Source organism: Aquitalea aquatica (genome assembly GCF_013911085.1).
In the GTDB taxonomy this organism is placed as follows: domain Bacteria; phylum Pseudomonadota; class Gammaproteobacteria; order Burkholderiales; family Chromobacteriaceae; genus Aquitalea; species Aquitalea aquatica.
Window position 1 is genome coordinate 277,118 of record NZ_JACERN010000042.1, and the last position, 20,550, is coordinate 297,667.

Here is a 20,550-nt window from a genome sequence, read left to right on the forward strand (position 1 = left end):
TCTGCTTGGCAACGACAAGCAGACAGCAGCGGCCAAAACTACGGCGTGGTGGTTTCGTAAAACTCGATCGGCAGCTGATCCGGGTCCTGGCAAAAGAAAAAGCGCTGTCCGGTCAGCTCGTCCAGTCGTATCTCTTCGCAGGCGACTTGCTGCGACAGCAACGTAAACCGCACGCCATCCAGATCATCCGTACTCAAGGCCAGATGGCGCAAGCCGCAGGCTTCCGGCCAACTGGGGCGTGGCGGCGGGGCGGGGAAACTGAACAGTTCTAGCTGCGTACCATCTGGCAACTGCAGATTCAGCTTCCACGACTGGCGTTCGGCCCGCCAGCTCTCGCTGACGATGGGCAGGCCAAGAATACGGTGGTAAAAGTCGCGCGCACGGGTGTAGTCGGCGGTAATCAGGGCGACGTGGTGCAGGCCGCGTAGCGGCAGGGGAGTGTCTGGCATGGTTAATAGATAATCTATATTGAAAATCTAATTTCAATCAATTGGACGCATGATGGCCAGGCTTGCACAATAGCGCCACTGACTGACACTCAGCACCCCAGACGCTGGTTCTGTTCTCGGAACCTCATCTGCCGTTAACAGGCCATCACACTCTGACAGCCTGTTGGCGACCCTCCCGCTTTCGGTGGTTTCGGGCCTTGACACCACCGAATGCTCTTGTGACCGGCACCACATTGTGGTGGCCGGTCTTTTTTTACGCCGTGCCGGATGGCTTAGCGGCGGTCTTCCAGCAGGGTTTTCAACCAGTGGCTGCGCTGCTGCCAGATGATGGGGGCCTGTAGCAGCAGGTGGGCGGTGGCCAGGATATTCAGCACGGCGGTGCCCAGCAGCAGGTAAGAGATATTGTCGAACTGCTTAAGCACCAGCACGCTGGCCAGTGCAGCAGCCACCATGTAGAAACCATTGATGATGTTGTTGGCGGCAATGGCTTGCGAGCGGAAGCTGTCCGGGCTGGATAGCTGCAGCCAGGTGTAAAGCGGCACGGTAAAGAAGCCGCCGAAGAAGCCCAGCATGGCGACATCCAGCATGTGGCGCCAGTTACTGATCTGGCTTAGAAAATCCGGCAGTGTCAGCAGGGTGCCGTGGTAGTGCGACATGGCTCCCAATGCCAGATCACCGCCAAACAGTGTCATGCCGGCACTACCCAGCAATACCAGCCCCAGCTGCAACTGCCCATGCGACAACTTGGCGCACATCACCGAGCCCAGGCCAATACCGATGGAGAACAGCGCCAGCATCACGGTGTAAACGTCGGCATCACCCCCCAGGTGCAAGCGGGTAAAAGTAGGCAGCTGGGTGGTGTATACCGCACCCATCAGCCAGAACCATGAAATGCCGAGAATGGCGCTGCGCACATCACGGATGTGCCAGGCCTCGCCAACCAGCCGCACCGAGTCGCCGATAAAGTTGAAGGAAAGCTTGAGATGTGGCGCACCGGGCGGGGCTGCCGGCATGCGTCGGCTGAACATCCAGCCGCACACCGCGGTACCCAGCAGCAGGCTAACGGTGATCCACGGGCCGCCCTGGGTCATCAGGCTGCCGATGATCTGGCCGATCAGGATGGCCAGGAAGGTGCCCATCTCGATCATGCCGTTGCCGCCCACCAGTTCGTGCTCGTCCAGGTATTGTGGCAGCACCGAATACTTGAGCGGGCCAAAAAACGCCGAATGGCAGCCCATCAGGAACAGTGCGGACATCAGCAGCCCGGCACTATGCATAAAGAAACCAGCGCCAGCCAGCAGCATGATGCCGATCTCCGCCAGCTTGATCCAGCGGGCGATGATGGCCTTGTCGAAGCGCTCGGAAATCTTGCCGGCGGTGGCGGAAAACAGGAAGAAAGGCAGGATGAACACCCCGGCTGCCATATTCACCAGCAGTTCCGGCGACATGCCATTCAGGCTGAGGCCGTGGTAGCTGATCAGCACCACAATGGCGGTTTTCAGCAGGTTGTCATTGAATGCGCCCAAAAACTGTGTGCCGAACAAGGGCAAAAAGCGGCGGGAGCCAAAAAAACTGAAGTCTGTTTTCACGGTTTGTCAGCACAAAAAGGCAAGAAGCGCATGCTAACGTATTCAAAAGCCGCTGTCAGCCTTGCTGGGTGACACTCTTGGGCTTGCCGGTTGCTGCCGCTGCTCGTGCTTGTTCAGGCCAGCAATTTTGCGGTGAACGGTATGGTGATGCGTATTAGCATGTTTGAATATTCTTGATGAAAGTCAACTGGCGTGCAGGTGGAGTCGTGCATGAAATCAACCACAGTAATAGCATTTCATGTCACTAATTTACTGTATATGGGAAATATCATGTCACACACCAGGTGCTTGTCTGCCATTTCATTTGCCGTACTCACCTTGCTGGCTGCTGCCGATGCGGCGCAGGCTTGTTCTTCCTTGCTGGTGGGCAACAAAGCCTCGGCCGATGGATCGGTCATCATCGCGCGCAACGAAGACTATTACATCAACAACTGGAACAAGCGGCTGGTATTGCACGCCGCACGCAATGCGGAAAAAGACGAGGTGCTGAGCTTCAAGAACGGGCTCAAGGTACCGGCTCCGGCGCACTTGCTGCGCTATAGCGGGCTGATGGACTGGAACGGTGACACGCCAAGTGGTGATGGCTTGTACGAAGAGCGCGGAGTCAACGAGCATAATGTGGCGGTATCTGCCAGTAATAGCGCCGAAGTGAATGAGCGCGCCAAGAAGGCCGATCCGCTGATCGATAGCGGCGTGATAGAGGCGGCCATTCCATCCTTGCTGCTACCACAGGCGCGCACTGCGCGTGAGGCGGTAAGCTTGCTGGCCAGCTATATCGACCGTTACGGTGCGGGTGAGGGCAATGGTGTGCTGATCGCCGACCTGCAGGAAGCCTGGTATATGGAGATCGGCTCTGGCCATCATTACCTTGCTTATCGCGTGCCACAGGATAGCTACATCATGGTGGCCAATGGCCTGCGCTTGCATGATATCGATCTGGATGACACGGCCAATGTGATAGCCAGTCCTGGCCTGGCTGACTTCGTCAGCAAGCATGGCCTGCTGGACAAGGTGGATCGCCACCGTTTCAACTTTGCCAAGGCCTTTGGCGTGATTGGCGATCGCTATAATGTGGATCGCGAATGGTTGGGGCAGCATCTGCTCAATCCTGCGCTCACCCAGAAAATCCGCCAGCAGCAGTATCCGCTGGCCATCAAGCCCGAGAAGGCGATTTCGGTAAGTGATGTGGCACGGGTACTGCGCGCACGTTTTGATGGCACCGCACTGGCTACGGTCAAGGATGCCGACCGTCCGATGGGTGTGGATCGCACCATCGAAACGCACATCATTCAATTGCGGGCGGACATGCCGGCGGAGCTGGCCGCGTTGACCTGGCAATCATTTGGCAGCCCGGCAGGAGCACTGCTGCTGCCCTTGTATGAAGGTGCGCTCAAGGATGTGCCGCAGCCGCTACGCCAGGGGTCGGCCACTTACGATACCGTATCGGCATACTGGGCTTTCCGCGCCAATGCCACTCTGGCGCAGACCCAGCCAGCCAAATACGGCCCCTTGCTCAAGACCTGGCAAGGCAAGCAGGAAGCGCGATTGACCACGCAGCAGCCTGCCGTGGATGCCATGCTGCGCAGCTTGCACGCCACTGCGCCGGATGCTGCTTTGGCTTTTGCCAATCAATGGAGCAACGGCATGATGCTGTGGGGCGTACAAGCGGCGCGTGATCTCAACGCCACCTTGCTGACGGACATCACCAAATCCACGGAGAAAAAATACAGCCCGGCAGAGCTGGAGAAAATCAAGGCGCTGTAAGGGTGTGCCAAATTGAATCGGGCAGTGCAGTGCGGCTGGCGTGCATGGGCGTGCTAGCCGCGCGAGTCGGCCTCGGGTGGGGTGGGAGCGTCTGCCTTAGGTGTGGCCGGACGGTCATCATCCATCAGGATGCGGTGGGCCGGGCCTTCCATGTCGTCAAACTGGCCGGAGCGGGTGGCCCACCAGAACACCACGGCGATGACAAAAGCCAGCACGATGCTAAGCGGGATAAGCAGGTAAAGACTTTCCATCAGGATTTCCGTTTGACGAGTCGCAGGGCATTGCTCACCACGATGAGCGAACTGGCGGCCATTCCCAGGCTGGCCAGCCACGGAGTGACGTGGCCGGTCATTGCCAAGGGCAGCGCCAGCAGATTATACCCGGCAGCCCACCACAGGTTTTGCCTGATTACACCCAGTGTCTTGCGGGCCAGCGTCAATGCAGCCGGGATCAGCGCCAGCTGGTCACCCATCAGCACCATGTCGCCGCTGGCGCGCGCCACGTCGGTGCCACCGCCCATCGCCAGCGATACATCGGCGCGGGCCAGTACCGGCGCATCATTGATGCCGTCACCCACCATCAGCACCCGTTTGCCGTCCTGCTGCAACCGGCCGACAAAGGCCAGCTTGTCTTCCGGAGTGGCGCGGGCGTGCCAGTCGCTGATGCCCAGGCTGTCGGCCAGGCTTTGCACCGCGCTGGCACCATCGCCACTGAGCAGGTGAATGGCAATGCCACGCTGGCGCAAGGCCTGCACCATGGCGGCGGCGTCATCGCGTACGGTGTCGCCAATGGCAAATACCGCCTGCGCCACCTGCTGATTGGCCAGCACCACCAGGGTGCAGTCGGCATGCCAGTCTTGCGGTAACTGCGCAGGTGCGGGCAGCCATTCATTGATGAACTCTGCCGAACCCAACCGCCAGGACTGGCCGGCGATGACGCCTTCCACGCCCTTGCCCGGCGTGCTGTCCAGCCGCTCGGTGGCCGGCAGCGGCAGGTCGGCTGCCGCCAGTTTCAGCGCCTGTGCCACCGGGTGCTCCGATGCCTGCTCCAGCGCGGCAGCGATGGCCAGTGTGGCGGCATCGTCCAGCCCGGCTAGCACCTGCTGCCCACGCAGACGCATGTCGCCATGCGTCAGGGTGCCGGTTTTGTCGAAGACGGCATCGCTGACCTTGGCCAGTGTTTCCAAAGCGTGGCCACGGGTGGTCAGTACGCCCAGTGCGGCGAGGTGGCCGGTAGCGGCGGTCAGCGCAGCCGGCGTGGCCAGCGACAGCGCGCAGGGGCAGGAAATCACCAGCACAGCCACCATGATCCACAGTGCACGTGCGGGTTCGATGAAGTGCCAGGCGATATAGCTGGCCGCCGCTGCCAGCAGCAGCAGGGCGACAAACCAGCTGGCAAAGCGGTCGGCGGCGACGGCCAATCGCGGCTTTTCGGCCAACGCCTTGTCCAGCAGGCGAACGATGCCGGCCAGCCGCGTTTCCTGGCCAGTCTGGCTGATGCGGATAAACAGCGGGCTGCTGGTATTGACGCTGCCGGCTACCACGGCATCACCGGCCTGTTTGCTGACCGGGCGGCTCTCGCCGCTGATCAGCGACTCGTTGGCGGCACTATGGCCATCCAGCACCAGGCCATCGCCGGGAATGGTTTCCCCCGGCTTTACCAGAATCACATCGCCGGGATTGAGCATGGCTACCGTGGTTTCCGCGGTATCACGGCTGGCCGGCCAGTCGTTGGCGCGGTGGGCAAAGGCCGGAATCAGACGTACCAGGCTCTCGGTGGCCTCGCCAGCCTTGCGCCGGGCAATGCTTTCCAGATAGCGCCCGCCCAGCAGTAAAAAGACGAACATTGATACCGAGTCGAAATACACGCCATGTGGAATCTTGTTGATCAGCGCCCACAGGCTGGCGAAAAAGGCGGTGAAAATGCCGATGGTGACGGGGGTATCCATGCCGACACGGCCAGTCTTCAGGTCGCGCCAGGTGTTCTGATAGAAGGGCACGGCGGAGTAGAGCATCACCGGCAGGGTCAGGATCAGGCTGGCCCAGTGCAGCAGCCACAGGAAGTCCGGGTCGATGTCGCCATCCGGCGCCAGGTACACCGGCACGGCGTACATCATTACCTGCATCATCGACAGGCCGGCCGCCCATAGCCGGCTGATGGCCTGCTTGCGCTGCTTCTGTGCCAGTGCCTCTTGCCGTTCAGCATCATAAGGATGGGCGCGATAGCCGATGGCCGTGATGGCCTGCAGGATCTGCGACAGCCGGATGCGGCTGTTATCCCAGCTAACCCGTGCGCGGTGGCTGGTATAGTTGATGTCCACAGCCAGCACGCCGGGCAGCTGGCGGATGTGCTGCTCGTTCAGCCAGACGCAGGCGGCGCAGGTAATGCCTTCCAGCATCAGCGCGGCCTCGCGTGTTTGGCCCTCGCTGACATGGACAAAGCTTTTCTGCAATTCTTCCGAGTCGTACAGCTGAATCTGCTGCAAAATATCGGCCGGCAATACCTCACCCTGGCGCGCGCCCTGCGTGCGGTGAGCGTAGTAGTCGGACAGCCCGGAGTCGATAATGGTCTGCGCCACGGCCTGACAGCCGGCGCAACAGGTGGCTTCGGTTTTTTCGCGATATCGCACCGGAAAATCGACAGTCTCGGGGACGGGCAGGCCGCAATGGAAGCAGTGATCAGTCATGGCGCGCCATTGTAAACAATACTCGGACGCATTGCTTGATCTGGCTCAGTTTCATGACGGGTGAAATTCGCTAAAGAACAGGCCGTGCAAGGAAAGGCAAATCAAGATGATGCAGGCGATTTTACAAAGTGCACCCGGTGGTGCTGACACGCTTTATCTGGGAGAAACCGCTAGGCCACAGCGTCAGTCCGGTCAGCTGCTGGTGCAGGTGATGGCCGCCGGAGTGAATCGTGCCGACATCGTGCAGCGCAGTGGGCATTATCCGCCGCCGCCCGGCGCCAGCAGCATTCTTGGGCTGGAAGTGGCCGGAGTGGTGATCGAGGCTGATGCGGATAGCCGCTTTCAGGAGGGCGATGCGGTATTCGGCCTGATCGCCGGTGGCGGCTATGCCGAATATGCCGTGCTGGACGAGGCGCTGGCCATTGCCAAACCGGATGCCATGTCCTGGGCGGAAGCAGCCAGCCTGCCCGAGGTATGGATGACGGCCTGGCTGAACCTGGTGCAGGTGGGGCAATTGCAAGCCGGGCAAAATATCCTGATCCATGCCGGCGCCAGCGGTGTCGGGGCCACCGCCATCCAGCTGGCGCGCTGGCTGGGTGCGCATCCTTTCGCCAGTGCCGGCAGTGCCGACAAGCTGGCCTTTTGCCAGCAGCTGGGAGCGGAGCAGGTATTCAATTACAAGGCGCTGCCGGCATTCTCGGCCACGATCAAGGAGTGGGGCGGGGTGGACATGATTCTCGACCCGGTCGGCGCATCTTATCTGGCAGAAAACATGGCTAGCCTGAAGCAGGATGGCCGGCTGGTGAATATCGGCCTGATGGGCGGCAGCAAGAGCGAACTCAATCTGGGCCTGCTGCTGGTCAAGCGGCTGTCGCTGATTGGTTCCACCCTGCGCTCGCAGCCGCTGGCGGCCAAGGCCCGTCTCGCGCAGGCGCTGGCGCAGGAGGTGTTGCCAGCCTTGCTGGCCGGACAGCTGCAACTGACGCTGGATAGCAGCTACCCCTGGCAGCAGGCGGCAGAGGCGCATGCCCACATGGAGGCCAATGCCAATCTGGGGAAAGTCGTTTTGACCTTCTTTCCTGTCATCACTGCGTAATCCGGCGTCAGTACATTGCACCGAGTGGGAGGTGCTCTGCCTCTGACTGGTATGGATGGGATTAGGGGACGATGCGGCTATCGTTCCCCTTTTTTTGCCCGCAAAAAAAGCCCGCCTCTGGCGAGAGCGGGCCTTGCTTCCTGGCTGTACCGGCAGGCCTATTCGGCGGTGCTGGCAGTTGGCAAGGGCGACAATGCTTCGATCAGGGCGACTTCCTGGGCGTAGGACAGTGCTTTCATCTTGCCCAGCAGTGCCTCGCCATCCAGCTTGAAATGCTGGTCCAGCTCCTCGTCTATCATGCAGGCTTCCACCGCCAGCCATACGCCGCGGCAGGATGCGGCGTCTTCAAAACGCACGTTTTGCAGTACATGGGCAATCAGCTGCAACTCGGCATCAGAGAACTGGCGGGACAATACAGCCTGCTCGCGGCGGACGATTTCCGCGTAGCGGTCGCAGATCTGCTGTACCCGGCTTTCATCGCCATAGTGGTGTGCTTCTGCTTCGCCCGTCAGCGAAGTGTGATCAAACCAGGCTTCGATCAGCGGGCGCAGCGTGGGCAAATCTTCTTCCCATACCCGGTGCAGCGCGTCGCGGAAGCGGGCGTTGTCGGTGAAGGACAGTTCGTCAAAAGGCATGGCCGGCATCACCTGCTCATCCAACGTGCGGCTGTCTATCCAGATGCGGCCTTCTTCATCGCGGCGAACGGCACCACGCCACACGGCCTGTTCTTCTGTGGCCAGATTGTCGACATGGATTTCCACATAAGGCAGCGTCAGTTCCAGGCCTTCGTCCTCGCTCACCAGGCGCAGGGTGATGTCAAACAGGCCGTGCTTGAACACTTCCAGCAGCTGCAGCCCATCGGCGTGGCCGGCCAGGATGAATTTGTCTGCCGTTTCGTATACCGCCACATCGGTGGGGTGTTGCGCCGGTTTCATCAGCTTGGCCGACAGCTCGTCGGCCAGCTGGTTGGCGTCGTTGTGCTGCACATCGAAGCCGGTGCGATAGCCTTCATGTTCATGCCACAGGGCGTCCCAGTCATACATGGTCGACTCCTCAATATCCGGGTTTGCAGGGGGAAATGGCGCGCAGTGTAACCAAATCATCATGCCTTGTCGCGATAATGCTTTGGGTTAAGCCTGTGCTACGTGATAGAATCGTACGATTTTTCCGCTTCAACCGACCGAATTCCGAAACATGACACGACAGATTCGTAATATTGCCATTATTGCCCACGTGGACCATGGCAAAACCACCCTCGTTGACCAGTTGCTGCGCCAGTCCGGCACCTTCCGCGAGAACCAGCAGGTAGATGAACGCGTAATGGACAGCAACGATCTTGAAAAAGAGCGTGGCATTACCATTCTGGCCAAGAACACCGCCATCGAATACGAAGGCGTGCACATCAACATCGTGGACACTCCGGGACACGCCGACTTCGGCGGCGAAGTGGAACGCGTACTGGGCATGGTAGACGGCGTACTGCTGCTGGTGGATGCCGTTGAAGGCCCGATGCCGCAAACCCGTTTCGTGACCAAGAAAGCCCTGGCCCTGGGCCTGCGTCCGATCGTGGTGATCAACAAGGTCGACCGTCCGGGCGCACGTCCGGACTGGGTGGTAGACCAAACTTTCGACCTGTTCGACAAGCTGGGCGCCACCGACGAACAACTGGACTTCCCCATCATCTATGCTTCCGGCCTGAACGGCTTTGCCAAGCTGGAACTGGATCAAGAGTCCGATAACATGCGTCCGCTGTTCGAAACCGTGCTCAAGCACGTTCCGACCCCGCCGGGCGATCCGGAAGCGCCGCTGCAGCTGCAAATCTCCGCACTGGACTATTCCACCTACACCGGTCGCCTGGGCGTTGGCCGTGTACTGAATGGCCGCATCAAGCCGGGTCAGCAAGTTGTCGTGATGAACCACGAAGTGCAAGTCGCTTCCGGCCGTATCAACCAGGTGCTGGGTTACCAGGGCCTGGAGCGCGTTCCGGTTGAAGAAGCCGAAGCGGGCGACATCATCATCATTTCCGGTCTGGACGATATCGGTATCGGCGTCACCATCTGTGACAAGGAACAACCGGTAGGCCTGCCGATGGTGGCCGTGGACGAGCCGACCCTGACCATGGACTTCATGGTGAACTCCTCGCCGCTGGCCGGTACCGAAGGCAAGTTCGTCACCAGCCGTCAGATCCGTGACCGCCTGACCAAGGAACTGCTGACCAACGTTGCGCTGCGTGTTGAAGAAACCGAAGACTCCGACGTGTTCCGCGTATCCGGTCGTGGCGAACTGCACCTGACCATCCTGCTGGAAAGCATGCGTCGCGAAGGCTTTGAAATGGCTGTGGCCAAGCCGCGCGTGGTGTACAAGGAAGTGAACGGCGAAAAGTGCGAGCCGTACGAAAACCTGTCCATCGACCTGGAAGATGATCACCAGGGCGGTATCATGGAAGAAATCGGCCGTCGCCGTGGCGAACTGACCAATATGGAATCCGACGGCCTGGGTCGTACCCGCCTGGAATACCATATTCCGGCACGTGGCCTGATCGGCTTCCAGTCCGACTTCATGACCATGACTCGCGGTACCGGCCTGATGAGCCACGTATTTGACGACTATGGCCCGGTCAAGCCGGACATGCCGGGTCGCCACAATGGCGTGCTGGTTTCCCAGGAAAACGGCGAAGCCGTGGCCTATGCACTGTGGAAGCTGGAAGATCGCGGCCGCATGTTCGTCTCCCCGGGCGACAAACTGTATGAAGGCATGATCATCGGTATTCACAGCCGCGACAACGACCTGGTGGTTAACCCGGTCAAGGGCAAGCAGCTGACCAACGTGCGTGCTTCCGGTACTGACGAAGCCGTTCGCCTGACCACCCCGATGAAGATGACTCTGGAATCGGCCGTGGAATTCATCGACGATGACGAACTGGTAGAAATCACGCCCAAGTCCATTCGTATCCGCAAGCGTTACCTGCAAGAGAACGAACGTCGCAAGATGAACAAGCAAGCTTCCTGATCTTTCAGCGGAGTGACAAAAGGCAGCCAATGGCTGCCTTTTTTTATGGCTGATTTTATATGTAAGCAAATATTTGATTGACTGGGGGTTATTTGATAGATATAAATTCAAATACGAGGTTCCCGCCTCGTATCTATCCCCGCTAAACGTTTGATCCCGGCCTGCGCCGGGATTTTTTTTGCTTACGCAGTCAGAGCTGGGCCAGTGCGGTGGAGGCCGGCTGTGCGGCAGGCGAGGGCATCGTGCTGACATCCATCGACAGCAGCAGACAGAGCTTGATGGCACGGATAATCGAAATATTGACATCGTCCCGGCTGAGCACCAGTGTGGCATCCTGAGTCTTGTGGTCGTGCAGAATGGCCTCGCGCCGTGCCTGTAGGGTGTCCAGCAGCGGGTCGTCCAGATAGGCGAGCAGGATGCGCTCCTGCGGGAAAAGCAGCTTCAGCCACAAACGCAGGCGCTCCACGCCACGGATATTGTTTTCCTCCAGCAGAATGCTGCCCAGCTTGTGCTGTACGGCAAAATCATGGCGCTGCAGTACTTCACTGCGGAATAGCTTGTCACGGTGGATCGGTTTGAGTTGTTCCAGCGCATCCAGTACCAGTAGCGGGCTGCGGTTGCAGCTCAGCTCGATGAAGTCGCGTAGCAGCGCTTCGATGATGTCCCAGGCCAGCGCTGCCGCCAGCCCATTAAGCCGCTGGAATACCACACCACCATGCTGGCGTTCGATAAAAGAAAATACCTTGCGCATTTCCTGTTCCAGCTGGTTGAGCCCGTCCTCGCTGCGGATGAAACCAGCAAAAGTGCTCTCACCCAGCTGCTCACTCAGCCGGGCGGCCTGGCTGGCATACACCATGTCAAACGGCATGCACAACATCGATTTGATGGCGAAAATCCGTTCCAGCGCACCCAGGCTCAGCTGACGCAGGGCAGGGTCTGCGCTGCGGCGAATAATAGCCTGTAGTTTCAACTGTAATTGTGAAAACGAAGCGGCACTGCTATAGGTCACGCTGTCTTTCATTGCCTCACTCATCTGCACCATGCCCGCCAGGATTCGGATATTTGTTTAAATTGTTTTAATAATTCCAGGGTGGATGAGACTTGATTTCCCGACCGGCGTCAAGTCAGCGCAACCCCGCTGGCGCGCTAAGCATGACCGGGTGAGACTATTCCACCAGCAGCATATTGGCGCGAATCCAGCCACGATCAGCCGCTTCGAAGTGCCACCATTCACTGGCAATGCCATGGAAACCTGCTTGCTGCATACAGCCACGCAGCAACTGACGCAGCTCTAGTTGCTGATAGTCGAGTAGGCCAGCCTGCAACATCTGCCTTTCCTGTGCAGGCTGCGCCAGCAGTGTGAAATCATCAAAACGGGTGCCCATGTCTTGCTCTTGTCCGTATTCGTCCTCCAGCGTCACATCCACCGCCATGCCAAAGCTGTGGATTGAGCCACGCGCCGGGTCGGCTACATAAATATGCTGCGGCGTACCTTTCACCCTGTCCCACAGCAAACGCTGCACCCGTCCGGGCCGCAGCGCATCCAGCACCCGCAAGCGCCAGCCCGGTCGTTCCGCTTGCAGGATTGTCACAGCCCGGGCCAGCTGGCTGGCAGCCTGGTGGTGTAGCAGTCCGCCATCAAAATCACCATACAGATTGTGTCCGATGAAGTTGTCCACTCCGGCGTAGCGCAAATCCAGATGGATGCCGGGCATCTGGTGGATTGAGATGTATTCCGGGTGGTTGAGTACGTCTTCCAGCTGAATGGTGGTAGTGGACATAGGGCAATTCCGGTTGATCTGACAAAGTGATGGCAAACAAGTGGCATGCCGCAGGCACGGCCATCATGTAAGTCGCATTCGCCCCGTATCTTCCACGAGCAGGCAGGGTGAAGCAATTACCGGCGGCACAAGCTGCCCGCACATGACCTGCACCGTGGTGGTGGCATCATTATTTGCGCCAGTGCTGGGTGGCTGCTTTGTGGTTTCGGTTATGATGCGGGCTTTGGTGGCATGGCAATGCTGCAGCCACTGCACAAGGGAGGTTTCGATGAAATTGCACACGCTGCTACTAGCGGCAAGCCTAAGCGCCGCAGCCATGCCGGCACTGGCAGCCAAGCCCCTGGTGTTCTGTGCCGAAACGGCACCGGAGGGCTTTGATCCGGCGTTATGGGATAGCGCATCCACTTATAATGTGACGCGGCAGATTTTCCAGGGCCTGGTGGCTTTCAAGCGCGGCGGGGTGGACATCGTGCCGGCCTTGGCCAGTAAGTGGGAAATATCGGCAGATGGTTTGAGCTATACCTTTCATCTGCGCAAGGGTGTGAAGTTTCAGCATACGGATTATTTCAGCCCGACCCGCCCCTTTTCCGCCGATGACGTGGTGTTCACCGTGCAGCGCTGGATCAAGCCGGAACTGGCTTTCAACATGGCCTTCAAGACCCAGCTGCTGGGGCCGGCCAATTACGGCATCGCCCAGTCGCTAGCCAGTGTGCAGAAAATAGACCCTTATACGGTGCGGCTGCAACTGAAAGAGCGTAATGCCACCTTTCTGAGTTTTCTGGCCATGGGCTTTGCCGGCATGCAGTCTGCTGAATACGCAGACCGGTTGCTGCAACAAAACCGTGCTGCCGACATCAACCAGCAGCCGGTCGGTACCGGGCCATACCAGTTCAAGAGCTATGCCAAGGATTCGGCCGTGCGCCTGCAGGCCAATCCGGACTACTGGGGGCGGCCGCAACTCACCCGCAGCCTGATTTTCGCTATCGTCACCGATCCGCAGGTGCGCATCCAGAAGTTGAAAAACAATGAATGCCAGCTGGCGGCAGCAGTACGCGAGGCCGACCTGGACAGTCTGCAAGCCGACCGCAACATCAAGGTCGACAGCACCGGTGCCATGAATATTTCCTACCTGGCCTATAACCTGAAACGGCCACAACTGGCCAGCCGTGATGTACGGGTGGCGCTGGATATCGCCATTGACCGCGATGCCCTGTTCAAGGCGCTGTTTCCCAAAGGCGGTGCCACGCAGGCGGTTAATCCCTTCCCGTCAGCGGTGTGGGGCTGGAACGGTAAAACCCGCAATGAATACAATCCGGCGCGGGCGCGCCAGTTGCTGGCCAAGGCAGGCTATCCGGATGGTTTCAGCATCAACCTGTGGGCCTTGCCGGTGCAGCGGCCAACCAACCCCAATGGCAAACTGATGGCGCAGATGATCCAGCAAGACTGGGCCAGGATAGGCGTCAAGGCCAATATCCAGAGTTACGAATGGGGTGAGTATCTGAAACGGGCCGGGCAGGGCGAGCATGATGTCTATATGAGCGGACTGACCAGCGATTCCGGCGATCCGGATGACTTTCTGTGGACTTCGCTTTCCTGCAGTGTCAGCAAGAACGGCCAGCGTTTCTGTAATCAGGAATTTGACCAGCTATTGCTGAAAGCCCGCCAGACCAACGACCGCAAGCAGCGTACTGCTTACTATCTGAAAGCCCAGGATATTTTCAAACGCGAACGGCCCTGGATCACCATGGCACATTCGCGCATTTATATTCCGATGCGCAAGGAAGTGCGGGGCTTTGTGATGAATCCGAACGGGTCGTTCGGCTTTGAGGATGTCTATGTGAAATAGGCCGCCCGGCTGGCAGCGGGATCATTCCCGCTGCCAGCAAGGTCTGGCTTGTTGACTGCTTTGGCAGTCTGTTCCCGCTTGCACGCATCTTCCCCGATGTGTTCGTACGCTGTTGCCGGAGCCTTCCCCAAGGCCTGCCGGCAGCTTGTCACAGAGTATTCAGGCGGCTGGCATATTGTTGCCTGCTCGCTGTATCTGTTAGTCCTATCTTACTTATTTCTGAGAGCCTTCCCAGACAATATGTAAATAACTCGTGAAAATACCTAAGTAAACCTACGTACTGTTGCAGTAATGTCATTATTGTGAAGTTTTTGATTTAATAATCAGTAGTAATTTGGTTTAAAAATTGAGGTATTGGGCAATAAATCCAGCCATCCACGGCACGCCAGCCTATGCTTTACCAGAATTTACCTACTTATTTGCAAGCATACAGCCGCGTATGTATTTAAAATAAGCCAACTGAACGACTGGGCGCTCAGACCCGGCACAGTGCAGTTCTTCATCATCTTCAAGCTCTGGAATGTTTATGCACATCAAGCAAGCTTCACCCGCTCTCAAGCTTGTCGCCGCATTGCTGCTGTCCGCTGCACTGAGCAGCTGTGGCAAGTCGCAAACCGGCGGCATGCCTGCCGCCGGCCCGGTCAGCGTCGGCATCATCACCCTGCAGGCGCAGGGTACTGTTCTCAGCCGCGAGTTGCCGGCGCGGATTTCTGCCTTTACCGTGGCTGAAATCCGCCCGCAGGTCGGGGGTATCATTCAGAAGCGCCTGTTTACCGAAGGCAGCGAGGTCAAGGCCGGACAGGTGCTGTACCAGATCAATCCTGACACCTACCAGGCCGCCTATCAGACTGCCCAGGCCAGCCAGGCCAAGGCCGAAGCGACGCTGACATCAGCAGAACTCAAAGCCCGGCGCTATGCACAGCTGGCGGAAATCAAGGCCATCAGCAGCCAGGACAATGATGATGCGCATGCGGCCTTGCTGCAGGCGCGCGCAGATCTGGCCACTGCCAAGGCTTCCGTGGAAACCGCCCGCATCAATCTGGCCTACACCCGCATCACCGCGCCGGTTAGCGGCCGTATTGGCAAATCCAGCGTGACCGCTGGTGCACTGGTGACCGCCAACCAGACCACCGCACTGGCCACAGTGCAGCAACTGGCGACTGCCTATGTCGACATGACCCAGTCCAGCACCGAGCTGCTGCATCTGCGCCGTGACTTCGCCAAGGGTGCACTGCAAAGCCAGCCAGGCAAGGCCAAGGTCAAACTGATTCTGGAAGACGGTAGTGAATACGCCAAAGAAGGCGAACTGCAGTTTTCCGACATCACGGTGGATGCCAGCACCGGCATGGTGACGCTGCGCGCCGCCTTTGATAATCCGAATGGCGAATTGCTGCCGGGGATGTTTGTGCGTGCGCGGCTGGAGCAGGGTGTGCGCCAACATGCCTTGTTGCTGCCGCAGCAGGCTGTCAGCCGCAACCAGAAGGGCGAAGCGGTGGTGATGGTGGTGGGCCAGGACAATAAGGTTAGCGCGCGCACCATCAAGACCAGCCAGACCGTGGGCAATAAGTGGCTGGTGGACAGCGGCCTGCAAGGGGGTGAGCACATTGTCGTGGAAGGTCTGATGAAGGTGCAGGACGGTACCGTCGTCAAGGCGGAGCCGCTCGCTGCCAACGCCTCTGCCGCCAAGTAAACCGGGAAAAGATTCATGTCAAAATTTTTTATTGACCGGCCGATCTTTGCCTGGGTGATCGCCATCGTGATCATGCTGGCCGGCCTGCTGTCGATTCGCAGCCTGCCGGTGTCACAGTACCCGGCCATCGCGCCGCCGCAGATTGCCATCAACGCGACTTATCCCGGTGCTTCGGCCAAAACCGTGGAAGACAGCGTTACCCAGGTGATCGAGCAGAAAATGCAGGGTATTGATCACCTGCGTTATATGAACTCCACCAGCGATGACACCGGTGCGGTCAGCATCACCATGACCTTCGATGCCGGCACCAATCCGGATACCGCACAGGTACAGGTACAAAACAAGCTGCAGTCTGCCATGGCTGCCTTGCCCACCGTGGTGCAGCAGCAGGGCATTACCGTCACCAAGTCGGCGCGTAACTTCCTGATGGTGGTGGGTTTTGTCTCGGAAGACGGCAGCATGAACGGCACCGACCTGGGTGACTATGTTGCCAGCAACCTGCAGGATACCCTCAGCCGGGTCAATGGCGTGGGTGAAGTGTCCTTGTTTGGTTCGCAGTATTCGATGCGTATCTGGCTGGACCCCAACAAGCTCAACAGCTACCAACTGACTACCGGCGATGTTTCCACTGCCATCACGGCACAGAATGCCCAGGTATCGGCCGGCCAGCTGGGTGGCCTGCCGGCCAAGCCTGGCCAGCAGCTGAATGCCACCATCGTGGCGCAGACCCGGCTGTCCAGCGCCGAGCAGTTCGGCAAAATCCTGCTAAAAGTGAATGCCGATGGCTCGCGCGTGCTGCTCAAGGATGTGGCGCGCATCGAGCTGGGGGCAGAAACCTATCGCACCAAGGCCCTGTTCAATGGCAAGCCGGCGACCGGTGTGGCCATCAAGCTGGCCAGTGGTGCCAATGCGCTGGATACCGCCCAGGCGGTACGTAACAAGGTAGCCGAGCTGTCCGCCTATTTCCCCAAGAGCGTGAAGGCGGTGTATCCGTATGACACTACGCCGTTTGTAAAAATCTCCATCGAGGAAGTGGTCAAGACCCTGGTGGAAGCTATCGGCCTGGTGTTTGTGGTGATGTATGTCTTCCTGCAAAACTTCCGCGCCACGCTGATTCCCACCATCGCGGTACCGGTAGTGCTGCTGGGTACTTTTGGCGTGATGGCCGCCACGGGCTTTTCCATCAACACCCTGACCATGTTTGGCCTGGTGCTGGCCATTGGCCTGCTGGTAGATGATGCCATCGTGGTGGTGGAAAACGTCGAACGGGTGATGAGCGAGGAGGGCCTGCCTCCGCGTGAAGCCACTCGTAAATCAATGGGCCAGATTACCGGCGCACTGATCGGTATCGCGCTGGTGCTGGCGGCGGTGTTTGTGCCGATGGCCTTCTTTGGTGGCTCTACCGGCGTCATCTATCGCCAGTTCTCCATTACCGTGGTGTCGTCGATGGCACTGTCGGTGCTGGTGGCCCTGGTGTTGACCCCGGCCTTGTGCGCAACCTTGCTCAAGCCAGTGGAGAAAGGCCATGGTGTCGGTCACGAATACACCGGCATCTTCGGTTGGTTCAACCGCACCTTCGATCGCAATAGCGAGCGCTATCAGGGCATCGTGGCGCGCATGCTGAAAAAATCGCTGCGCTATATGGTGATTTACCTCGGCATCATCATCGCCATGGCGGTGCTGTTCATGCGGCTGCCGACGTCCTTCCTGCCGGAAGAAGACCAGGGCATTCTGTTTACCCAGGTGCAATTGCCGCCGGGTGCCACCCAGGAACGTACCGATGCTGCCTTGCTGCAAGTGCAAAAGCATTTCCTGGCGGATCCAGCCGTCAATTCGCTGTTTACCGTGTCCGGCTTCGGTTTTGCCGGTAGCGGCCAGAACATGGGTCTGGGTTTTGTCCAGCTCAAGCCCTGGGATCAGCGTAACCGGCCGGACCTGACCGTGAAAGCGGTCGCTGGCCGTGCCATGGGTGCATTCAGCCAGATCCGCGATGCCATGATCTTTGCCTTTGCCCCGCCAGCGGTGATGGAACTGGGCAACGCCTCCGGTTTCGACCTGCAACTGCAGGACCGTGCTGGCTTGGGGCACGACAAGCTGATGGCTGCGCGTAACCAGTTGCTGGGCATGGCTGCCAAGAACCCGCTGTTGATGGCGGTACGCCCCAACGGTCTGAGCGACAACCCGCAATACCTGTTGGATGTTGATCATGAAAAGGCCAATGCCTTGGGCGTGTCGGTAGCAGACATCAACAGCACGCTGAGTACGGCAGTGGGTTCCAGCTATGTCAACGACTTCATCGACCGCGGCCGCATCAAGAAGGTTTATCTGCAGGGCGATGCACCTTATCGCATGTCGCCGGAAGACCTGGGCAACTGGTATGTCCGCAACAGCAGCGGCAGCATGGTGCCGTTCTCGGCCTTTGCCAGCTCGCACTGGGGCTTTGGCTCGCCGCGTCTGGAACGCTATAACGGCCAGTCGTCGGTGGAAATCCAGGGTTCGCCCGCTGCCGGTGTCAGTACCGGTACTGCGATGAGCGAGATGGAAAACATGATCAAGCAGCTGCCTGCAGGCATCGGCTACGAATGGACCGGGCTGTCTTACGAAGAGCGCCTGTCCGGCTCGCAAGCACCGGCGCTGTACGCCATTTCGCTGCTCATCGTTTTCCTGTGTCTGGCGGCCTTGTATGAAAGCTGGTCGATCCCCTTCTCGGTGATGATGGTAGTGCCGCTGGGGGTGATCGGGGCCTTGCTGGCTGCCAGTGTGCGTGGCCTGTCCAATGACGTGTATTTCCAGGTGGGTCTGTTGACCACCATCGGTCTGGCCTCGAAGAACGCCATTCTGATTGTGGAATTTGCCAAAGAGCAGCAGGAACACGGCAAGGAATTGATTGCCGCCACCATGGAAGCGGTACGCATGCGGCTGCGCCCCATCCTGATGACTTCACTGGCCTTCATCCTGGGTATTTTGCCGCTGGTGATCAGCCATGGCGCCGGTTCCGGCAGCCAGAACGCCATTGGTACCGGGGTGATGGGCGGCATGATCTCCGCCACTGTGCTGGCGATTTTCCTGGTTCCGGTCTTTTTCGTGGTCATCCGTCGCCGTTTTCCGCCCAAGAAGCGGGCAGATGATATGCACGGCATCAGCAAGGAGGGCCTGTAATGTCCCGATTCATCAAGCTATGCAGCCTGTCGCTGTTGGCGACGGCACTGGCCGGCTGCTCGCTGATCCCGCAATATCAGCAGCCCGCGTCGCCGGTAGCGGCGCAATGGCCGAGCGGCCCGGCCTATCTGGGGGTGCCAGCCGCCAAGGCTGGCAGCACATCGGCTGACCAGCTGGCCTGGCAGCAGTTTTTTACCGATCCTGCCATGCGGCAGCTGATCACACTGGCGCTGGAGAATAACCGCGATCTGCGTGTGGCAGCATTGAATATCGAAGCGGCACGCGCGCAGTATCAAATCACCAAGGCTGATCTGTTCCCGTCTGTCAGCGCCAGTGGCAGTGGCAGCAACCAGCGGGTGTCTGCCAACTCCAGTTCCACCGGCAGTGCTTACCTCAGCCACAGCTATAGCGCCGGCATCGGCTTCAGCGCTTACGAGCTGGATGTGTTCGGCCGCTTGTCCAGCCTGAAACAGCAGGCGCTGGAAAACTACTTCTCGCTGGAGGAAACCCGCCGCAGTACGCAGATGTCGCTGGTGGCGGAAGTGGCCAATGCCTACCTGACCCTGCTGGCAGACCGGCAGCACTTGCAGGTGGCGCAGAACACACTCAAGTCGCAGCAGGCTTCGTACGAGCTGACCCGGCGCAAGCTGGAGGTGGGCGCAGCAACCGAGCTGGATCTGAGCGATGCCGACTCGACCGTGCAGTCAGCACTGGCCGACCAGGCCAGCTATCAGCGACAGGTAGCGCAGGATGAAAACGCGCTGACCTTGCTGGTGGGGAGCAGTATTCCGCCGGGCATCCTGCAAGGTGGCGAACTGGAAACCCAAAGCCGGCTTGCCGACTTGCCGGCTGGTCTGCCGTCCGAGCTGCTGCAGCGCCGTCCGGATATTTTGGCAGCGGAGCACGACCTGAAAGCGGCCAATGCCAATATCGGTGCGGCGCGGGCGAAGTTTTTCCCCAGCATCAGCCTGACCGCCAGTGCTGGCGCCAGCTCCAGCAATCTGTCCGATCTGTTCAAGGCCGGCAGTGGTACTTGGTCGTTCAGCCCGTCGATTAATCTGCCCATCTTCAATGCCGGCAGCCTGAGCGCCAATCTGGAATCAGCCAAAGTGGCGCGAGACATCTCGCTGGCCAAGTATGAAAAGGCTATCCAGACTGCTTTTGGCGAGGTGGCCGATGCGCTGGCGGTGCGTGGCACGGTGGGCACCCAGTTGCGGGCACAGCAGGCGCTGGTGCAGTCCAGCCAACGCAGCCTGCAGCTGTCGGAAGCCCGTTTCAAGGTGGGGGTGGATAGCTACCTCACCTTGCTGGTGGCACAGCGCAGTCTGTATTCGGCGCAGCAAAACCTGATCAGCACCCGCTTGTCGCAGGCATCCAATCTGGTGACCTTGTACAAGGTGCTGGGCGGCGGCTGGCAAGCGCCGGAGCAGGGCAGCTAAGCAAAGGCCGCCGTGCCTACGGCATGGCGGCCTCTGGCAATA

Annotated in this window: 14 protein-coding genes; 7 read left to right on the forward strand and 7 right to left on the reverse strand. The window is 59.1% G+C overall.

The features are described 5' to 3' along the window. Positions 1-38: 38 nt before the first annotated feature. Positions 39-449, reverse strand: coding sequence for an SMU1112c/YaeR family gloxylase I-like metalloprotein (gene gloA2 / locus H2Z84_RS18930; protein WP_181837336.1), 411 nt, complete (start codon positions 447-449; stop codon positions 39-41). A gap of 272 nt (positions 450-721) precedes the next feature. Further along, positions 722-2,038 carry an MFS transporter gene (locus H2Z84_RS18935; protein ID WP_181837337.1) on the reverse strand — a complete coding sequence of 439 codons (1,317 nt, stop codon included), beginning with the start codon at positions 2,036-2,038 and terminating at the stop codon, positions 722-724. A gap of 270 nt (positions 2,039-2,308) precedes the next feature. Here H2Z84_RS18935 and H2Z84_RS18940 point away from each other — a divergent pair, with 270 nt between their 5' ends. Next, positions 2,309-3,802: a C69 family dipeptidase gene (locus H2Z84_RS18940; RefSeq protein WP_220272909.1), complete on the forward strand. Its 1,494-nt coding sequence runs from the start codon at positions 2,309-2,311 to the stop codon at positions 3,800-3,802. Between the two features lie 53 nt (positions 3,803-3,855). Here the strand turns inward: H2Z84_RS18940 and ccoS are convergent, their stop codons facing one another. Then, positions 3,856-4,053 (reverse strand): cbb3-type cytochrome oxidase assembly protein CcoS, encoded by a 198-nt coding sequence (gene ccoS, locus H2Z84_RS18945; protein WP_181837338.1) that lies wholly within the window; start codon positions 4,051-4,053, stop codon positions 3,856-3,858. Beyond that, positions 4,053-6,488, reverse strand: coding sequence for a heavy metal translocating P-type ATPase (locus H2Z84_RS18950; RefSeq protein WP_181837339.1), 2,436 nt, complete (start codon positions 6,486-6,488; stop codon positions 4,053-4,055). Before H2Z84_RS18950 ends, ccoS begins: the two co-directional genes overlap by 1 nt. 106 nt (positions 6,489-6,594) lie before the next feature. Here H2Z84_RS18950 and H2Z84_RS18955 point away from each other — a divergent pair, with 106 nt between their 5' ends. After that, positions 6,595-7,584, forward strand: coding sequence for an NAD(P)H-quinone oxidoreductase (locus tag H2Z84_RS18955; protein WP_258869486.1), 990 nt, complete (start codon positions 6,595-6,597; stop codon positions 7,582-7,584). A 158-nt stretch (positions 7,585-7,742) separates the two neighbouring features. Here the strand turns inward: H2Z84_RS18955 and H2Z84_RS18960 are convergent, their stop codons facing one another. Continuing rightward, positions 7,743-8,627 (reverse strand): hypothetical protein, encoded by an 885-nt coding sequence (locus H2Z84_RS18960; RefSeq protein ID WP_181837340.1) that lies wholly within the window; start codon positions 8,625-8,627, stop codon positions 7,743-7,745. A gap of 151 nt (positions 8,628-8,778) precedes the next feature. Between H2Z84_RS18960 and typA the strand changes: the two genes are divergently transcribed. Further along, complete coding sequence (gene typA, locus H2Z84_RS18965) at positions 8,779-10,593, forward strand: translational GTPase TypA (RefSeq protein ID WP_103523230.1); 1,815 nt, start codon at positions 8,779-8,781, stop codon at positions 10,591-10,593. A 190-nt stretch (positions 10,594-10,783) separates the two neighbouring features. Here the strand turns inward: typA and H2Z84_RS18970 are convergent, their stop codons facing one another. Both H2Z84_RS18970 and H2Z84_RS18975 read right to left on the reverse strand, forming a co-directional pair. Further along, entirely contained in the window at positions 10,784-11,614 is an 831-nt protein-coding gene (locus tag H2Z84_RS18970; RefSeq protein WP_181837341.1) for a hypothetical protein, read from the reverse strand. A gap of 145 nt (positions 11,615-11,759) precedes the next feature. Beyond that, positions 11,760-12,374 carry a M15 family metallopeptidase gene (locus H2Z84_RS18975; protein WP_181837342.1) on the reverse strand — a complete coding sequence of 205 codons (615 nt, stop codon included), beginning with the start codon at positions 12,372-12,374 and terminating at the stop codon, positions 11,760-11,762. A 268-nt stretch (positions 12,375-12,642) separates the two neighbouring features. Here H2Z84_RS18975 and H2Z84_RS18980 point away from each other — a divergent pair, with 268 nt between their 5' ends. From H2Z84_RS18980 to adeC, 4 genes are all read left to right on the forward strand, one after another. Beyond that, a complete protein-coding gene (locus H2Z84_RS18980) occupies positions 12,643-14,220 on the forward strand; it encodes an ABC transporter substrate-binding protein (RefSeq protein ID WP_181837343.1) in 1,578 nt (525 codons plus the stop codon). Between the two features lie 526 nt (positions 14,221-14,746). Next, the gene (locus H2Z84_RS18985; RefSeq protein ID WP_181837344.1) at positions 14,747-15,910 is read left to right on the forward strand and encodes an efflux RND transporter periplasmic adaptor subunit; all 1,164 of its coding nucleotides are present in this window, start codon (positions 14,747-14,749) and stop codon (positions 15,908-15,910) included. A 15-nt stretch (positions 15,911-15,925) separates the two neighbouring features. Continuing rightward, positions 15,926-19,069 (forward strand): efflux RND transporter permease subunit, encoded by a 3,144-nt coding sequence (locus tag H2Z84_RS18990; RefSeq protein ID WP_181837345.1) that lies wholly within the window; start codon positions 15,926-15,928, stop codon positions 19,067-19,069. After that, complete coding sequence (adeC, locus tag H2Z84_RS18995) at positions 19,069-20,508, forward strand: AdeC/AdeK/OprM family multidrug efflux complex outer membrane factor (protein ID WP_181837346.1); 1,440 nt, start codon at positions 19,069-19,071, stop codon at positions 20,506-20,508. The genes H2Z84_RS18990 and adeC overlap by 1 nt, the downstream gene beginning before the upstream one ends. Positions 20,509-20,550: the final 42 nt, after the last annotated feature.